Origin of the sequence: Mucilaginibacter sp. Bleaf8 (assembly GCF_018390515.1) — a bacterium.
In the GTDB taxonomy this organism is placed as follows: Bacteria; Bacteroidota; Bacteroidia; order Sphingobacteriales; family Sphingobacteriaceae; genus Mucilaginibacter.
On sequence record NZ_JAHBBK010000001.1, the window covers coordinates 919,746 to 938,329 of the forward strand.

Below are 18,584 nucleotides of genomic sequence, written 5' to 3' on the forward strand. Positions count from 1 at the left end.
TAAGTAGTCGATTAAATCAATATGTTGTGGTATACCACAACATATTGATTTAAATTTTAAAAAGGTAGATCTTCATCATCAGGCGCAGATGACGTTTCACCAATAACTTTATCAGAGTTTAACTCATCAAAAAATCCATCTATAGTTTCATCTACCTTGTAATAAGAACGCCTAACCATTGAATATAATTCGTTTGCTAAAACAAACTCGTGATCGTCAGATTCAACATTCAATGTATCTATCCTATCTCCAGAAGCATTGTAAATGCTTATAAATACAGCTGGATTATTATTGTAATCTCCATCATACTTGCTCACAGTCACTATTCCTGATGATAGTTGAAGCTGAAACTGTCCTTGAGTGCTAGATTTCTGCCAAATGGCAGCTTTCGATTTCGTCTTCTCAAAGAGCTTTTTTATCAAACCTATATATTTTTCACTAAGCATTGTTATTAAATTTTAATTCGTTTTCAAACTCTATAATAGTGGATTTTGCAGATTCTAAATGCTTTATAATTAACAGCTTGTCAACATTATCAACTTTATTTAATATAGAATCATTTAATGATTCCATGTCGATTCCGGTATTAAGAATGATGGTTTTGAAGGCTTTTGATGCAGTTAGTTTACTCAGATCATCATTATATTTAGTTTGAATCAAAGTTTCCTTAAGGTCTTTAATTCGAATTAATGCTCCATTTAAATTGGCATTATGCAAATAATATTGTATTTCGTCAACTAGCTTCTTAGATTTTGATAATTCAGAAATAGCTATAATATTTTTTAATCGGATCAAGGCATCATTGACGGTAACTTGCGTCTGTCTTGATAACTCCTTTAATGATAATATTTGAATATAACCTATAGCTATGCCATAAATAGAAAAAAAACTTCCAATTAACGAAGCACCATTTAATAGTGTTTTGTCCTTAGCTGGAAGAAACCAAAAAAAGACACCAGTAAAAAACAAACCCAATAAAAATATAATTATGGCATTTTTCCGTTGCATGGATTTTGAACAGTATTATATCTACAATATATAATCAAAACCTGATAATATCAAACTTACTTCCTCCTTAACAATCCCCTACTCCAGCGTTCCGATTTCATGAATGGACGGCCATCCAGCCAGGTGATCCAGATGATGGTGCCGATAGTACCGATAATGGAACCTGCGGTTACATCCTCAAAAAAGTGCTGGCTCAGGTACATGCGCGAGTAACCCACACCTATGGCAAAAAGCAGGTAAATAAAACCCAGGCGCTTGTTGATGGCCAGGTAGGCCAATACAACAGCTGCCGTAAAAGCCGTAACGGTGTGTCCGGATGGGAAACTGTTGGTCATGTTGATATGAATGCCTTTAACAAAGTATATTTTACTCAGCTCACTAGCAAAGTATACCTTGGGCCGTGGTGCATGGAATATATTCTTCGCTATTTGCACCAGTATACCTGTAAAAGCAAAGCTGGTCACCAGCAACAGGGCCTTACGGTAACTGAACATCAGGAAAATAATAGCCAGGCTGGTTACCATCATCCAGGCGCCCAGTTCGGTTGCATAGGTAAAAACCACGTCGGCCCACAGATCGTGCCGCTTATTTACGGCAAAATAGATTGCTTCACGGGTATAAGTAAGCTTTATAATCAAACAAAGTATTAAAATGACCAGATAAGGCACAAAAAGAAACCTTATTTGGTGCAACACATCAGTTATGCGGGTATTCATGCTACAAATTAAACATATTATGCGCAATCCCTTCAAAAATTTGGTATGTTTGATGCTTGGTAATTGATTAAACTTAGATGTCGAAAAGTATATTTCGAAGAAAATCTTTAGATAAGATTTTAGCCGACGTACAAAGCGGCTTTAGTGACAGTGAACATTCCGGCAATCATCTTCAAAAAGAACTGCGCGTAAAAGACTTAACCCTGATGGGTATTGCCGCCGTTGTAGGCGCAGGCATATTCTCAACTATTGGCGAAGCCTCTTTTAACGGCGGACCCGGCGTAACCATCCTTTTTGTACTTACAGCCATCACTTGCGGATTTTCGGCCATGTGCTACGCCGAGTTTGCATCGCGCATACCGGTAGCAGGCAGTGCCTATACTTATGCCTACGCATCCTTTGGCGAACTGATAGCCTGGATCATCGGCTGGGATTTGCTGATGGAGTATGCTATCGGTAATATAGCCGTAGCCATATCCTGGAGCCAGTACTTTGTGAACCTGCTGGAAGGCTTTCACATTCACGTACCGGCCTACCTTACTCTGGATTACTTTTCGGCCTACCGGGCCCATAATGATATAACGGCTTTAACCGCAGCCGGCAAAGGTACCGATATTACCGATACCATGAAACATGCCGCGCATGCCTGGGCAACCGCCCCGGATGTAGCCGGTTTTAAACTGATCGCAAACATCCCTGCACTGCTCATTACAGCTATTATTACTTACTTGGTATACATTGGCATACGCGAAACCAAAAAGGTTACCAACGCTATGGTATTACTTAAAATAGGTGTGGTAATTGCCGTAATACTACTTGGCTTTTTTTACGTTACACCGGCCAACTGGCATCCTTTTATGCCTAATGGTTTTAAGGGGGTGATGAAAGGCGTATCGGGCGTATTTTTTGCTTACATAGGTTTCGATGCCATATCAACCACGGCCGAGGAGTGCGAAAACCCACAGCGCGACTTACCTAAAGGCATGATCTACTCGCTCATTATCTGTACCGTTTTGTATGTACTGATAGCCCTTGTACTAACCGGCATGGTGAGCTACAAAGATTTACAAGTGGGCGACCCATTAGCTTTTGTATTTGCAAAAGTTGGGTTAAATAAAATCAGCTACGTTATTTCGGTAAGTGCGGTAATTGCCACAGCCAGTGTGTTACTTATTTTCCAACTGGGGCAACCCCGTATATGGATGAGCATGAGCCGCGATGGCTTGTTGCCGAAAGCTTTTTCGCGTATTCACCCTAAGCACAAAACGCCATCTTTTGCTACCATCGTTACTGGCTTTGTAGTAGCCATACCGGCTCTTTTCATGAATCTTACAGAGGTAACCGACCTTACCAGTATTGGTACCCTGTTTGCCTTTGTGCTGGTTTGTGGCGGCGTATTGTTATTACCAAGGGAAGAAGCAGTAAAGGGTAAGTTTAAAATACCTTACATTAACGCCAAATGGATTGCCCCGGTAATCTTTATTGCGGGTGTGGTTATATTCTGGAAACCGATGTTGGGTTTATTTTCGGGCGAAAACAGCCATCATAATTTTCCTTACATTCTTTTCATTATACTTTCGGCTGCCTTAACAGTATTGGCTATTGTTAAAAACCTGTCTTTAATACCGGTTTTAGGCCTATTGAGCTGCTTTTACTTAATGACCGAGCTTGGATACACCAACTGGCTCCGGTTTTTGGCATGGCTTATTATTGGCTTAGTTATTTACTTTAGCTATAGCTATAAAAATAGCCGGTTAGGTAAAGAAAGTGCAGGAACAGCATTATAATATTTACTACTTAATGAGAAGTATATAAATAAAAAGGCGGACTAATCAGTCCGCCTTTTTATTTATATAGGATTCGTACTTACGGCTTTACAAATTCATCTATTGTTTCAATACTGCCATCGGGGCGGTGTTTCAGTTCGGTTACCTTTACATTACGTAACCAGGTTTTGCCTGATAGCTCGGTATCATGGTAAAACAAGTACCACTTACCTTTTATTTCTACAATGGAGTGATGCGTGGTCCAACCTTGTACTGGTTTTAGAATAACGCCTTTGTAAGTAAACGGCCCGTAAGGGCTGCTGCCAATGGCATAGCACAATCTATGTGTATCGCCGGTTGAATACGTGAAATAGTATTTGCCATTATACTTATACATCCACGATCCTTCAAAAAAGCGGCGGTCATGATCTTTAGTTAACAGCGGCTTGCCGTTTTCATCGAGTATCATTACATCTTTTGGGCTTTCGCTAAACTCCAGCATGTTTTTTCCCAGTTTGGCAACCTTGGCGGTTAATGCAGGTTCGTTATCTTTACCTAAATCTGTTTTTGAGCCATTGGCATCGTAGGTACCCTTAGCCCAGCGTTGCAACTGGCCGCCCCATATACCACCAAAATACATATAGTAGCTGCCATCGGTATCTTTAAAAACGCTTGGATCAATACTAAAGCTCCCTTTAATAGGCTGCGGCTGCGCCTTAAACGGCCCTACGGGCGACTTACTGGTGGCTACCCCTATCTGAAACATATCCTGCTTATCTTTAACCGGAAAATAAAGGTAGTATGTGCCATTCTCATAAGCCGCATCGGGCGCCCATAGCTGCCGGCCAGCCCAGGGAATATCTTTTATATCCAGTGCCACACCATTATCTTTCACAGGGCCACCTATGCTATCCATAGAAAGCACATGGTAATCGCGCATGGCAAAGTGGTCGCCGTTGTCGTTTTCCGGAACCCCGGCATCAATATCATGCGATGGATAAATGTATATTTTACCGTTGAACACATGTGCCGACGGGTCGGCCGTGTAAATGTGACTCACTAAAGGTTTGGAAATAAACTTAGCCGTCTTGTTAGTATCTTTTGTGGCAGTAATACTATCTGCACTGTTAGCCTGGCTGCTTTTGTTACCCTGACAAGCAACTGCCGCGCCTATTAAGGCCAAGGCTGGCAAATGTTTAATTTTTAGCATAATTGATAGGTTAAATAAGTTTTGCAATCGGTTGCATAAAGAAACGAAAAATATGAGCTAATCAAAATTATTTGCCGTGTAAAAAAATTGTAATGAAAAAGTTATCAGAGTATTGACTTTTCAAAAACGGTTAATTATTTTTATAGACAAGAAGATAATTATTCAGGAGCCTAAAAAAATTTCAGTTTCGTTCAGAAATTTTTGTTTTGGAGTATATCTTTTGAATTTCGTTTTGCGTATACAAACGTAAAAACGCACCAATTGCCTAATTAACTAAACTATATATGATTGAGGAGACCAACTTGCTGAGCTCTTATCTAGTGCAGCGGCAAAGATTTTACGATTTACTTTACTCTATTCAGGAAAAGTACCTGCAATGGTTTACTGAGCGGGAAAGCGTTAACGGACAGCAACACCCGAGTTTAGTACGCGATTATGTGGATTGCAACCTGGATTTAAGTACCCGGGTGCCAAAACTTAAATACAACCCCGATCTGGATTCAAACATTTTGGAAGAGTGCAGCGATGCTTTTTGCGTTGCCTTTGACTTAAGTTAAAAGAGTTATTATTATATATTATACTAAAAAAGCTTACCTCACAGGTAAGCTTTTTTAGTTAGTTCAGTTTATGCCCGTTAACATACTTCTAACAAAGCCTTGTAAAGCTTGTCAATCTCAATTGGCTTACGTAAAAAACCGGTAAAATAGTTGAGATACTGCTCCTGCCCTTCGGCTGTAATATCAGCCGTTAGGGCGAAAATCGGCGTTTTAATATTGGGGTTATCATTGTTTCGGATGTGTGCAGTAGCATCAAAGCCGTTCATCTCCGGCATGTGGATGTCCATCAAAATAAAGTCGAACGTTTTTTGCCAGGCCTTGTCTATCGCATCCAAACCATTCACTGCATGTTCGGCCGTAATACCCCAGTTAGATAATAACTTTCGGGCCACCATAGCATTAATCATATTATCTTCGGCCAGCAGGGCCACCCTATTATGCAATTGCTGCTTTGTTTTGGTTGGTGCCTGTTCACTTTGCCTGGCTCTTTTTAATTGAAGTTCAAAGTAAAACTCTGACCCCTTACCTACCTCACTTTTAAAATGTACTTGGCTTCCATGCAACTCTACCAGTTTTTTTACGATGGCCAAACCTAAACCCGAACCTCCCTGCTTACGCGTGGTGATAGATTTGGGTTGAGAAAAGCTTTCGAACATTTCACCGTAATATTCTTTTGGTATACCAACGCCGGTATCGGTAACTCTAAACTTAATAGTGTCTATTTCATCATGCGATGCCATCAGCAACAGTTCAACCACTACTTTGCCCTCATCAGTATACTTGATGGCATTGCTTATCAGGTTACCCAATATTTGCGCTAATTTAGTTTCGTCCAGCTCATATGCCTCGGCAATAAGCGGATCAATAAACAGGTACGGTTTTAAGCCTTTTTCGGTAGCCAAAAACACATACGTTTTTTTGATATGCTGCATCAGCACATGCAGGTTGCATGGCCGGTTCTCGAGCTGCATACGGCCGTTATCCAGCTTATTAAAGTCGAGGATATCATTAATGAGCAGCAGCAGGTTATTTGAGGCAAACCTGAGCGAGTCAAGAAGCTGCCTTTCCTCGTCATTGTCTCTGTCACTCAGTAACGATGAGATGGTAACAACCGCATTAAGCGGCGTGCGTATTTCATGACTCATGGTGGAGAGAAAATCCTGCTTCATTTTAGCCGACTGTTCGGCCCGCTCATGCTTTTTTATCATCTCGGCCTTTTCGCGCTCCATGTGGGCCTCTTTCTCTACCGACTCCATTTGGAGCATCAGCTCGTAATTCTCAATCACTTGGCGGGTTTGTGTATTGATAACAGCTTCGCGCTGGGTCATATAATATTCCAGGTGTTCGAGCGCCTTCGAGCTGTTGTTTTGCCCTTTATGTATTTGATAAAGCAGATGATTGCACTTAAACTTGATGATAAGCGTATTGTACTTTTCACTAAACAGTAAAGCTTCGGCCAAAATATTTTTAGCCATTTCGGCCTCGCCCATGGCTACGTAAAGCTTGCTCAGTTTGTAATAAGCCATCCCTGTTCCCAGGCGCTCACCCATTTGCTGATGAATTTCTATCGCCTTCAGAAAGTCCTGCTCTGCTTCGGGAAAGCGTTGCTGGTTCAGATTTATCTTGCCACGCCCATACAGTGCAAAGGCCATACCTCTTACATCGCCAGTGCGATGCTTGATTGCTATAGACTGCTCTATAACACGGGTTGCTTTTACAATTTTGCCCTGCTTAAGGTATATGCCTGATAATGGGTTATAAACGTTCGCGATCAGGTCTGTATCCTTAACCTTTCGGGCGGCATCAATAGCACTTTCATATGAGCGCAATGCATTTTTTTGATCACACAGGTATTCATAAATGGTAGCCAGTGATTTATGCGTGCGGGCAATGTTGTGATAATCATTAAACCTTTTGTAGGTACTCAGGCAATCGATTAAATTAACCAGCCCTAAATGATAATTATCAGTTTTATAATAAACACCTGCCAAACAGTACTTGGCATCGGCTATACCTTTTTCATCACCCAATACCTCGAAACTTTTAATAGCCTCTTTTGCCATGGCCACAGCGCGTTTATAAGCGCCTCTGATCATGTAAAACAATGATAGCTTGTTCAGGCTGTTGCCAACTAAGGCTACATCGTTTTGTTGCCGGCTAACGGCTAAAGCTTGCTTAGCAAGCTGAATGCTTTTTTGCAGGTTATTAATACGGCTACGATAAGCATTATTTAACAGGCTGTTTACTTCATCTGTATAATTTGTAGGAAGTTCACTCATGCAAAGGCCGTATTAGCGAATATTATGGTGTGTAAAAAGGGTTTGTCGATGGTTAGTGCAATGCACTAATTTACAAAAACTCTACGATATTACTTGCTATACAGATTTATAATATTATTAATTATACAAATTAATGCAGTGCCTTGCGCTTAAGTAATCCGCCTGTTGTATCGTCAATACTTTGTTGTATGATGAATGCTGTTGGATCTACCTTAAGGATTTCTTGTTTCAACACCGGTATCTCCAGCCGGGTAACTACTGTAAATACAATATCGCGCGGATCGTTTACCTGGCCATCTTTACCATAGCCACTTTTACCGGAATAAATAGTTACGCCGCGGCCCAGTTTGTGGGTGATCACTTTACGTATGGTTTCACTTTTAAGCGATATGATAGTAATACCTGTATACTGCTCAATACCGTTTAGTATAAAGTCGATCATTTTTGATGCCGCCAGATAGGTAAGAATTGAGTACATGGCAGACTCAATACCTAAAAAGAAAGCTGCAGCCCCAAAGATGACTACATTGAGCAGTAGTATAATATCGCTAACTTTAAGCAGATGGCTTTTTTTACTGACCACCAGTGCAGCAATCTCGGTACCGTCCAACACGGCCCCGCCGCGCATAGCCAAACCAATACCCACGCCTATAAAAAAGCCACCAAATACCGAAGTAAGCAACTTATCGTGCGTTACATCCGGATAATGCACAAAGGCTAGGCAAACAGATAAACCAGCAATAGCCAATGCGCTCCGGATAGCGAATGCAATGCCTACCCGTTTGTATCCCAATACAATAAATGGGAGGTTGATAACGAAAATCAGGATGGAGATAGGCAGATGCGTGATATCAGCTACCAGCATGGAAATACCGGTTACCCCACCATCAATAAAATGGCTCGACAACAAGAACCCCTTTAAGCCCATGCCTGCCGAAAGTATACCCAGAATTACCTGTACAAGGCCTAAAATTTTACTTCTGAAATTCGAAAATAGCTGTATCATTACCAGGTACCATTTACTTCTGGGTCTTACCATCATGCGCAAAAAATTATATAGTTAGAAACTTAAAAAATTACGTTTTTCGTAAATATAACAATTAGGCGCAATTTTTGATTACCATTTGACTATGGACACTAAGCAGAAAACGATATTAGTTGCGGACGATGATAAAGCTATAGTTGATTCCATCTCTGCTATTTTAAATATGTCGGGCTACGAAGTTTTGAACGTAAATGACGGCACCTCTGTATTGCAAGCCATTAAGGCCCAGCCCGATTTGGTATTGCTGGATATACAAATGCCGGGGCACGATGGTGTAGCGGTTTGCAAACAATTGAAACGACAGGCATCTACCAAAGATATTCCGATTATTTTTTTATCGGCCAGTATGGATGTGGCCCGCAAGGCACAAGAGTCAGGAGCGGACGATTATCTTGAGAAGCCGTTTGATATTGATGCCTTGAAAGATAAGATATTTCATTGCCTTAACCGGAGCCGGGCGGCCAGCTAATCAATTATTTACCGGCATATTGAGGTAAATGCCTGATTGTTGCTATATTAGCCCGTTATAACTTACATACAGAAACATTTACCCGATTTTGACCTTTAAAGATTTTAATTTTAACGAGCAACTGACTGAAGGTGTAGATAGCATGGGATTCAAAACCCCTACGCCCATTCAGCAATTGGCCATACCTGTGATATTGGAGGGTAAGGATATTATTGCCTGTGCCCAAACAGGAACCGGCAAAACAGCATCTTACCTGTTACCTGTTTTAAACCAGATTGGCCCTACGCCCAGCCACCAGATCAGCACACTTATTTTAGCGCCCACACGCGAGCTTGCCCAGCAAATAGACCAGCAGGTGGAAGGCCTGGCATACTTTACCGAAATCAGTTCGGTAGCTATTTTTGGCGGCGGCGACGGCATGGCTTATGAAAACCAGAAGCGCGGCCTGCAAAACAAGGTGGATATTGTAATTGCCACTCCTGGCCGGCTCATTGCTTTTTTAAACTCAGGTGCGCTGAAACTAAACCATCTGAAATATTTGGTTCTTGATGAAGCTGACCGTATGCTGGATATGGGTTTCCAGGAAGATATTATGCGCATAGTAAGCTACCTGCCCGGCAACCGGCAAACGCTTCTTTTTTCGGCAACTATGCCGCCTAAAATTCGCAAGCTTGCCGGCTCCATTCTAAAGGATCCGGAGCAGATTAATATTGCCATTTCGCAACCTGCCGAAGGCATTAATCAGATCGTTTACAAGGTATACGATGAGCAAAAAACCAAACTGATAGTACATCTTCTAAAAAGCGGTTTATACACCAGTACCATCATTTTTGCGTCGACCAAAGAAAAAGTAAAAGCACTTTACAAAGACTTGAAATCAAGGCAGATCAATGCCAACGCTTTTCACTCAGACATGAAGCAGAACGAGCGGGAGGAGATTTTGCTGGAATTCAAAAACAAACAACTCCCGGTGATTATCGGTACGGATGCCCTATCGCGCGGTATTGATGTGGAAGGTATTGATTTGGTTATCAATTATGATGCTCCGCCCGATCCTGAAGATTACGTACACCGTATTGGCCGTACTGCACGTGCTGCCACAACCGGCACTGCCATTACGCTGATCAATGAGCGCGATCAACGTAAGCTAAAAAGTATTCAGGAGCTTATTGATAAAGAAATTACGGAAGGTATTTTACCGCCTGAATTGGGCGAGGCACCAGTGTTTAAAAACACACCCTCAAACGACAGAAACAAAAACCGCCGCTGGAATAACAAGAAAGGACCGGCACGTAAAGGAAACAAGCCGCAGAATAATAAACCGGCCCCTTCTGCATAAAAAATTTCTAATGGCCCGCTTTACAGCGGGCCATTATGCTTTGCGGCCATTAATTAACAGGCAAAGCGCTTATGCGTATAAATCATGATACAATACCTGCTGCATTGTTTCTGCAATGGGCAATTTACTATATTGGCTTCATGAAATTTAATACTACTCACCTATCCTTTTTGCCACTTAAAAGTGGCTCCAAAGCATTGCTTTTGGGTTTGCTGATGGCATCGGCAACATCCCGGGCGCAAACCAAAGACCCCATAGTTGATCAGATTGTAAAAGAGGGCACAGACAATTCCCAGCTCGAAAAACTGGCTCAGGAACTGCTTGACGGTATTGGTGCACGTTTGGTAGGCACGCCGCAAATGAAACAGGCCAACGACTGGGCGGTAGCCAAATACCAAAGCTGGGGTGTAAACGCACGTAACGAAAAATGGGGTGAGTGGCGTGGCTGGGAACGCGGTGTGTCGCATATTGATATGGTTTACCCGCGTGTAAGATCGCTGGAAGGCACACAACTGGCCTGGAGCCCCGGAATGGGTAAAAGGACGGTAACTGCCGAAATGGTTATTTTACCTGATCTGGCAGATTCTGTAGCCTTCAAAAGCTGGCTGCCCACGGTGAAAGGTAAGTTTGTAATGATTTCGATGAACCAGCCTACCGGCCGGCCTGACTATAACTGGCAGGAATTTGCTACTAAAGAATCATTCGACAAAATGAAAGCAGCGCGTACCGCACAAACCGAGGCATGGCGCAGCCGCATACTGAAAACCGGCCTTAACTCACGTACACTTCCGGTAGCGCTTGAAAAAGCCGGTGCAGCAGGTATTATTACCTGTAACTGGTCGGCAGGGTTTGGCGTGGATAAAATTTTTAGCGCCTATACTAAAAAAGTACCTACGCTGGATATTGCCCTGGAAGATTATGGCTTGTTATACCGCTTAACCGAAGCAGGTAAAAAACCACAAATCCGCGTACATGCCGAATCGAAAGAACTGGGCGTGGTGCCAACATTTAACACGATAGCCGAAATTAAAGGCTCAGAAAAGCCTGATGAATACGTAATACTGTCGGCCCACTTTGATTCATGGGATGGTGCCAGCGGTGCAACCGATAATGGTACTGGCACTCTTACGATGATGGAAGCGATGCGTATTCTGAAAAAGATTTACCCTAATCCTAAACGTACTATTTTAGTTGGCCATTGGGGCAGCGAAGAAGAAGGACTTAACGGCTCACGTGCTTTTGTACAAGATCATCCCGAAATTGTAAATAACCTGCAGGCACTGTTTAATCAGGATAATGGCACCGGCCGCGTGGTAAGCATACAAGGTCAGGGCTTTGTGCATGCGTACGATTACATTGGCCGCTGGTTATCCAAAGTTCCCGCCAACATACGCGATCAGATCCAAACCAGTTTCCCGGGCATGCCTGGCGGCGGCGGGTCTGACTTTGCCTCGTTTGTAGCAGCAGGGGCTCCGGCATTCTCGTTAAGCTCCAACAGCTGGTCATATGGTAACTATACCTGGCACACCAACCGCGATACGTATGATAAAATTGTGTTTGATGATGTACGCAACAACGCCATACTAACGGCTATACTGGCTTACATGGCATCCGAAGATCCAAACAAAACATCACGCGAGCGCATGGTGATGCCTGTTAACCCGCAAACCGGCGAACAATATAAATGGCCTGCTGTAACCCAGCCAACCCGCCGAGGCGGACTGGATAAATAGCAGCAAGCGCAGACCAACACAAGGGCGAATAGTAAAACACTATTCGCCCTTGTGTTTATATAGTATTCTTCACAACGATGTTACGTAATTTAGCCACCCAACTAGCTTACAAGCAAACATTGTACAAGAGCATGAAAAAATGCTACATAAAACTTAGTTGTGCTTAATGGATATTTGAACAAGTAGGTATAGCCTAAGCCGTTACTGATAACCTAAAATAAAGCATGTAATAAGGTACAAAAACATGCTTGGAATAACCAATTGGTACAAACCGCATCAATGAAGACTAAATACTTGCTAAGCACTATGGCGCTGGCTGCCGGTATGGCCGCATGCCAAACCGCGCGTGCTCAATACCCTAATATTCCGCCATCAGTACAAGCCGTGGCCGATTCTGCACTGGCGGCCGAGCAGCGCAGTTCGGATGCAGCATGGGAAAAAGCGCTGCCCATCATTCAGCGTGATGAGAAGAACGGCAAGCCGTTTATCCCCTGGGCAGCCAAACCGTCCGATTTACCGCAAGCTAAAATTCTGGCTTTCCCGGGTGCTGAGGGTGGTGGAGCCTACGCCTTTGGCGGGCGCGGTGGTAAGGTATTCGTGGTAACCAGCCTGGCCGACCGTGGCCCCGGCACCCTGCGCGAGGCCTGCGAGCAAGGTGGCGCACGTATTATTGTGTTTAACGTGGCGGGTATTATTCAGTTAAAAAGCCCGATCATCATCCGGGCGCCGTACATTACCATTGCCGGGCAAACCGCTCCGGGCGATGGAGTTTGTGTAGCCGGTGAATCTGTTTGGATCAATACCCATGATGTGGTGATACGCTATATGCGTTTTAGGCGGGGCGCTACCGATGTAGCCCGCCGCGATGATGCCCTGGGTGGCAACCCGGTGGGTAATATCATCATTGACCACGTTTCGGCCAGCTGGGGATTAGACGAGAATATGTCAATTTACCGCCACGTGTACGACCGTAATGGCGCCAAGCAGGAAAAGATGCCTACGGTAAACGTCACCATCCAGAACTCTATTTTTTCGGAAGCACTGGATACCTATAACCATGCATTCGGCAGTACCATTGGCGGCTTGCACAATGCCTTTGTACGCAACCTCTGGGCCAACAATATCAGCCGTAACCCATCAGTAGGTATGTACGGCGATTTCAACTTTGTAAACAACGTAATATTTAACTGGTGGAACCGCAGCGCCGATGGCGGCGACAATAACTCATTGTTCAACTTCATCAATAACTACTACAAGCCCGGCCCCATTACACCGCTGGATAAACCCATAGGTCATCGCATTTTGAAACCGGAATCGGGCCGCGCCAAGGATAAATCAACGCTGTTTGGGCGGGTATACGCCAGCGGCAATATCATTGAGGGTAACGAGCGCGTTACTAAAAACAACTGGGATGGCGGCATACAAATTGGTGATATGGCTGATGCCGGTCGCTATACAGATAGTATCCGGTCTGACAAACCCTTCCCAATGCCGCAGATCAAAATGTTAACTGCCAGCAATTCCTATCAATATGTGCTGGCAAACGTTGGCGCTACCCTGCCTAAACGTGATGCGGTTGACAGCCGCATAGTACAGGAAGTAAGAACCGGTAAAATTACCTATGCAGAGGGCTATGCTAACAGCAAAGGCAGCCAGTATCTGAAACATCGCCTGCCCGATGATTCCTATAAACAAGGCATCATCACCGACCCGGCACAGGTTGGCGGTTACCCGGCATACAAAGGCACGCCTTACAAAGATACCGACAGTGATGGCATGCCCGATGTTTATGAAACCAAGCATGGCCTAAACCCGCGTAACGCTGCAGACGCCGTTTTGCAGGCCAAAGGAGAAAACGGCTATACCAATATAGAAGTATACCTGAACAGCATTGTTCCGCTCAACCAGGTGGTACCGGCTATAAAATAATTGCGCCTCAAAACTCTATTCAATAAAAAACGACCAGCCTTAAACAGGTTGGTCGTTTTTATTTGTGCGGATTTCCTATAATCAGTAAACAATTTTAGTAGCCGAAACTTAATTAGAAGTAACTATTTAGGAGAGCGAGCGTATGAATCCGATTTATGTTGCCATTGGCCAGCAAACCTTTAAAATTTTACCTGATACCCAGGCCCATGCCGACGGGCATGCGGTAATTACCCACACCTATCACGTATTTAAAGACGAGCGGGACAATGACGATATTACCCGTCAACCCAATCTCGATCTTAACATCTCCAACCCGGATTATTTTGGGTACATAACCTTTGAGCTGCCGGGCCGGATGTTTACTTACACATCAAACGGCAGTTACGAGCTCAGCAATGAAGATATTGAACAACTGATTGAACAGATCAATCATTACCGCGATCATCCGGAATTGTGGCGTTATTAAGTCAATCGTTGTTTAAATGCAGCGTTTCAAATTCTGTACGAATTTCGCTATCTAGGTCAAACAGGTTCTGCAAGGCAACCTGAATACGCGAGTAGCTCCCCCATTTAACCAGGCACTGCTCCCAGATCTTTTCAAAACTGGTTATGCTGGATATAATCTGTATTACATAATGCACTGATGCCTCGGGCTGCTCAAATTCAATATCATCCAGTACATGCAGTTGTTTCATGATATCGTACATGAGGTACGGTACCCGTTTATTGGCAATTACCCTAATGTTGGTTTCGGCACCATAAATGCGCGAGTTGTACACCGGTTCGGTATTGATTTTTTGTGCCTCGATGTAGGTTAGTACAATATTTTTCAGTGCTTGCTGAATTTGCTGTAATTCGTCAGTCATGTGGCAGTGTGTTTACGTATAGGCCAAATGTATCAACAACTACGCCTGCCATGCCAAAAGGCATTGCCTATTTCTCTACATCGGCACACAAGTTACTAACACTGCTGTTGAGAATTCCACAAAACAAAAAACCAATAAGCTATTTATCAACTACATAGCAGCCACTTGCAAGTAAATCTATTAACGGCATTTTGTAAACCGCTAATGTTCCGTTAAAACCGATTTTGAAAACCAGTGGTTATACTAAAAACTAAATAGCTATGCGATCAATCTGGAAAGGTTCTATCGGGTTCGGACTGGTTAACATTCCAATCAAATTATATTCGGCCGTACAAAGCAGCTCGCTTGATCTGGACATGCTCGACAGCCGCGATCACTCACGCATTCGTTTTTTGCGCGTGAATGAACATACGCATAAAGAAGTGCCATATGATAAAATAGTGCGTGCCTATAAAATGGACGATGATTATGTGGTACTGGAAGAGCAGGATTTTGCAGACGCCAGTCCTGAAAAAAGCAAGCTTATCAACATTGAGCATTTTGTAGAGGCCGAAGAAATTAACCCTATGTTTTATGAAACTTCCTACTATGCCGAGCCCGACGGCAAAAATGCCAAAGCCTATGCGCTGCTGCTACAGGCGCTCAAAAAGTCGGGCAAGGCTGGCTTAGGTCGCTTTGTACTGCGCAATACCGAAAACCTGTGCGTAATACATCCGGTAGAAAATGCGCTGGTTATCACCCGTATACGGTTTGCCCAGGAACTGCGCAACCAGGACGACTTGAAGCTACCCGATGATGAGAGTGTAACCAAGAAAGAACTGGACATGGGTTTAGCGCTCATTAAGCAATACACCGAAGATTTTGATGTATCAGAATTTAAAAACGAGTACTCAACTGAACTGCTGAAAATCATCCGTGCAAAAGCCAAAGGCAAACGCCCAACCATCAAGAAAATGAAGGTGGCTAAAACCAGCAGCACCGACCTGTACGAGCAATTGATGGAAAGCCTGCAAACCCGGAAAGGAGCATAAAATATGAGTTTGGAAAAGTATGAGGCCAAGCGCAATTTCAATAAAACAGCTGAACCTAAAGGAGGCAAAAGTAAAGGCAAGGCGCTATCCTTTGTAGTACAACGGCATCATGCATCGCACTTGCATTATGATTTCAGGCTGGAGCTGGATGGCGTGCTCAAAAGCTGGGCGGTGCCCAAAGGCCCGTCCATGAATCCCGGCGACAAGCGGTTGGCCATGATGGTGGAAGATCACCCGTATGATTACCAGTTTTTTGAGGGCGTGATACCCAACGGCGAGTATGGTGCAGGCGTAGTTATTACGTGGGATCATGGCACTTACGAATCGTTGGCCGAAGACCGCAAACAGGATGTTAAAACCCTGCACGCGGGATTGCACTTGGGCAATTTAAAATTCAAGCTGCACGGGCAAATTTTGCAGGGTGAGTTTGCGCTGGTAAAACTGCACAACCGCGATGGCGATGATAACTCCTGGCTGCTTATTAAACATAAGGACGAGTTTGCTGTGACCAGCAAATTTGACAGTGAAGCCTTTGTACCCGACAACATCAAGGAACTGAAGAACAATAAAACGGGTAAAGTAAAATCGCTACCCAAGCACCCGCTTGTTGGCGTAAATCAACCGGCAAAAAAGGCAAAATCTTCCAAAAAGCAGGATGAGGATAAAGCTGATAACGCCTACAAACCCATGCTGGCCAAGCTGGAAGAAAAAGTATTTGACGACCCGAACTGGCTGTATGAACCTAAGCTGGATGGCTACCGGGCCATTGGCTACACCAATAAGGCTGCTGCGCTGATATCGCGCAACGGGCTCGATTTTGGCAACAAGTATGAAAAGGTATTAAACAGCTTAAAAGCCATTGAACGCGAAGCCGTACTGGATGGCGAAATTGTACTGGAGGATGAGCATGGCCGCAGCGATTTTCAGGATCTGCAAAACTATGCATCCGAAAAAAACAAGCTTACGCTACGGTACTACGTGTTTGACCTGCTTAGCTTGGACGGGCATGACCTGCGCAGTATGCCGCTCATTAAACGCAAAGAACTGTTGCGTGCGTTGATGGATACCTTCCCGGCTGATGCGCCGATGCAATATGTATCCCATTCCACTGGTAATGGCACGGAATTGCTGGTGCAAGCCCAGAAAGAAGGTTGGGAAGGCATTATTGGTAAAGACAGCCATAGCGTTTACGAGAACGGCCGCCGGTCTGACCGGTGGTTGAAGTTCAAAATTCAGGTATCGCAGGAAGCCATTATTTGCGGCTATACCCAACCCAAAGGCAAGCGGCAATATATCGGCTCGCTGATATTGGGTATCAACCAGGGGGATGAAATTAAATATGTAGGCAACTGCGGCACCGGCTTTGATACCGAAACACTGAAAGATTTACATGGGCGGCTTGAACCGCTCGAAACCGGCCTTAAACCATTTAAAGACAAAGTAAGCTACCACGGCCCTATTACCTGGGTAAAGCCCGAACTGGTATGCGAAGTGTTTTATGCCGAGTGGACAGCCGACGGCATTATGCGCCACCCGGTATTTAAAGGATTACGTATGGACAAAGAAGCAAACAATGTGTTAAAGGAAGTAGCCGGCGATAGCGGTCAGCTTCCAGACGAGGAGATAGTGAGCTATGGCAGCAAAAAAGTAAAGCTCACGCATCAGCACAAACTATTCTGGAAAAAAGAAGGCATTACCAAAGGCGAATTACTGCATTATTACAAGGATATAGCGCCGCATATCCTGCCTTTTCTGAAAGGTAAGGCCTTATCTATGCGCCGCCAGCCGAATGGAATTGATGATCCGGGCTTTTTCCAAAAAGATGTGGATGAAAGCCATTTGCCAGAGTGGATCAAAACCGAGAAACTTTATTCTGAAAGTAACGATAAGGATATTAATTACATCATTGGTCAGGACGAAGCAACCCTGTTGTATGTGGTAAACTTAGGATGTATTGAAATCAATCCGTGGCTCAGCAATTACAAAACGCCCGAAAACCCGGATTACGTGGTGATTGACATTGACCCGCACGACGTGCCGTTTACCGAGGCGGTTGAAGTTGCATTAAAAACCAAAGAGATTTTTGACCGGATGAAGCTAAAAGTCTTTATCAAAACATCCGGCTCTAAGGGCCTGCATATTTACTGCTACTTGGGCGGCAAATACGACTATGATTTTGTAAAGACCTTTGCCGAATATGTGGCCAACGTGGTACATGATGAGTTACCCAAAACTACCAGTGTAGAACGCAACCCGGCCAAACGCAAAAACAAAACTTATATCGACTTTTTGCAGAACCGCCGTGGCCAAACCATTGCAGCCCCCTACTCCGTACGTCCAAAACCCGGCGCAACGGTATCCACACCGCTACACTGGCATGAAGTGAACGACAGCCTATCGCTGGCCAACTTCACCATCCATACAATTAAAGACCGCTTGGCTAACGTAGAAGACCCTTGGCAGGACTTACATAAAAAAAAGCAGGATTTAAAGAAGGGATTAGAAAGAATGAAGAGTGAAAAGGGCTGATGAGAACAGTTTATACATTAGGAAGTGTAGTAAGTTCTCGGCCTACATAGTACCACCAAACTTACATCGCCTCCGATTTACTACAGTGAGCAGATAACAAAAAGTTT

At 43.9% G+C, this 18,584-nt stretch carries 16 protein-coding genes; 9 read left to right on the forward strand and 7 right to left on the reverse strand.

Going from position 1 to position 18,584, the window contains the following annotated elements:
• Positions 1-56: 56 nt before the first annotated feature.
• Genes KHS38_RS04100 through KHS38_RS04110 form a run of 3 tightly spaced genes read right to left on the reverse strand, consistent with a single transcriptional unit; the run spans position 57 to position 1,724 of the window.
• Positions 57-446, reverse strand: coding sequence for a hypothetical protein (locus tag KHS38_RS04100; RefSeq protein ID WP_213487241.1), 390 nt, complete (start codon positions 444-446; stop codon positions 57-59).
• A complete protein-coding gene (locus KHS38_RS04105) occupies positions 439-1,008 on the reverse strand; it encodes a hypothetical protein (protein WP_213487242.1) in 570 nt (189 codons plus the stop codon). Before KHS38_RS04105 ends, KHS38_RS04100 begins: the two co-directional genes overlap by 8 nt.
• A 56-nt stretch (positions 1,009-1,064) precedes the next feature.
• Positions 1,065-1,724 (reverse strand): phosphatase PAP2 family protein, encoded by a 660-nt coding sequence (locus KHS38_RS04110; protein ID WP_213487243.1) that lies wholly within the window; start codon positions 1,722-1,724, stop codon positions 1,065-1,067.
• Positions 1,725-1,801: 77 nt separating this feature from the next.
• On the opposite strand from KHS38_RS04110, the gene KHS38_RS04115 reads away from it, so the two are divergent.
• Positions 1,802-3,511: an amino acid permease gene (locus tag KHS38_RS04115; protein ID WP_213487244.1), complete on the forward strand. Its 1,710-nt coding sequence runs from the start codon at positions 1,802-1,804 to the stop codon at positions 3,509-3,511.
• Between the two features lie 79 nt (positions 3,512-3,590).
• Here the strand turns inward: KHS38_RS04115 and KHS38_RS04120 are convergent, their stop codons facing one another.
• A complete protein-coding gene (locus tag KHS38_RS04120; RefSeq protein WP_213487245.1) occupies positions 3,591-4,700 on the reverse strand; it encodes a glycoside hydrolase family 43 protein in 1,110 nt (369 codons plus the stop codon).
• A gap of 284 nt (positions 4,701-4,984) precedes the next feature.
• Between KHS38_RS04120 and KHS38_RS04125 the strand changes: the two genes are divergently transcribed.
• On the forward strand, positions 4,985-5,257 hold the full coding sequence (locus KHS38_RS04125) for a hypothetical protein (protein WP_213487246.1): 273 nt from the start codon (positions 4,985-4,987) through the stop codon (positions 5,255-5,257).
• 77 nt (positions 5,258-5,334) lie between these two features.
• Here the strand turns inward: KHS38_RS04125 and KHS38_RS04130 are convergent, their stop codons facing one another.
• Together KHS38_RS04130 and KHS38_RS04135 are read right to left on the reverse strand one after the other, a co-directional pair.
• Positions 5,335-7,536 (reverse strand): tetratricopeptide repeat-containing hybrid sensor histidine kinase/response regulator, encoded by a 2,202-nt coding sequence (locus KHS38_RS04130; protein ID WP_213487247.1) that lies wholly within the window; start codon positions 7,534-7,536, stop codon positions 5,335-5,337.
• 130 nt (positions 7,537-7,666) lie between these two features.
• Complete coding sequence (locus KHS38_RS04135; RefSeq protein ID WP_249665266.1) at positions 7,667-8,578, reverse strand: YitT family protein; 912 nt, start codon at positions 8,576-8,578, stop codon at positions 7,667-7,669.
• A gap of 88 nt (positions 8,579-8,666) precedes the next feature.
• Here KHS38_RS04135 and KHS38_RS04140 point away from each other — a divergent pair, with 88 nt between their 5' ends.
• The 5 genes from KHS38_RS04140 to KHS38_RS04160 all read left to right on the forward strand — a co-directional run bounded on the left by KHS38_RS04140 (position 8,667) and on the right by KHS38_RS04160 (position 14,517).
• The gene (locus KHS38_RS04140; RefSeq protein WP_213487248.1) at positions 8,667-9,050 is read left to right on the forward strand and encodes a response regulator; all 384 of its coding nucleotides are present in this window, start codon (positions 8,667-8,669) and stop codon (positions 9,048-9,050) included.
• Between the two features lie 88 nt (positions 9,051-9,138).
• Positions 9,139-10,389, forward strand: coding sequence for a DEAD/DEAH box helicase (locus tag KHS38_RS04145; RefSeq protein ID WP_213487249.1), 1,251 nt, complete (start codon positions 9,139-9,141; stop codon positions 10,387-10,389).
• Positions 10,390-10,529: 140 nt separating this feature from the next.
• The gene (locus KHS38_RS04150; RefSeq protein ID WP_213487250.1) at positions 10,530-12,122 is read left to right on the forward strand and encodes a M20/M25/M40 family metallo-hydrolase; all 1,593 of its coding nucleotides are present in this window, start codon (positions 10,530-10,532) and stop codon (positions 12,120-12,122) included.
• 279 nt (positions 12,123-12,401) lie between these two features.
• Complete coding sequence (locus KHS38_RS04155; protein WP_249665267.1) at positions 12,402-14,051, forward strand: pectate lyase family protein; 1,650 nt, start codon at positions 12,402-12,404, stop codon at positions 14,049-14,051.
• 142 nt (positions 14,052-14,193) lie between these two features.
• Positions 14,194-14,517 carry a hypothetical protein gene (locus KHS38_RS04160; RefSeq protein ID WP_213487251.1) on the forward strand — a complete coding sequence of 108 codons (324 nt, stop codon included), beginning with the start codon at positions 14,194-14,196 and terminating at the stop codon, positions 14,515-14,517.
• 1 nt (position 14,518) lies between these two features.
• Here KHS38_RS04160 and KHS38_RS04165 read toward each other — a convergent pair whose 3' ends face one another.
• Positions 14,519-14,917: a hypothetical protein gene (locus KHS38_RS04165; protein WP_213487252.1), complete on the reverse strand. Its 399-nt coding sequence runs from the start codon at positions 14,915-14,917 to the stop codon at positions 14,519-14,521.
• A gap of 260 nt (positions 14,918-15,177) precedes the next feature.
• On the opposite strand from KHS38_RS04165, the gene ku reads away from it, so the two are divergent.
• Together ku and ligD are read left to right on the forward strand one after the other, a co-directional pair.
• On the forward strand, positions 15,178-15,948 hold the full coding sequence (gene ku, locus KHS38_RS04170; RefSeq protein ID WP_213487253.1) for a non-homologous end joining protein Ku: 771 nt from the start codon (positions 15,178-15,180) through the stop codon (positions 15,946-15,948).
• Positions 15,949-15,951: 3 nt separating this feature from the next.
• Positions 15,952-18,477: a DNA ligase D gene (gene ligD, locus KHS38_RS04175; RefSeq protein WP_213487254.1), complete on the forward strand. Its 2,526-nt coding sequence runs from the start codon at positions 15,952-15,954 to the stop codon at positions 18,475-18,477.
• Positions 18,478-18,584: the final 107 nt, after the last annotated feature.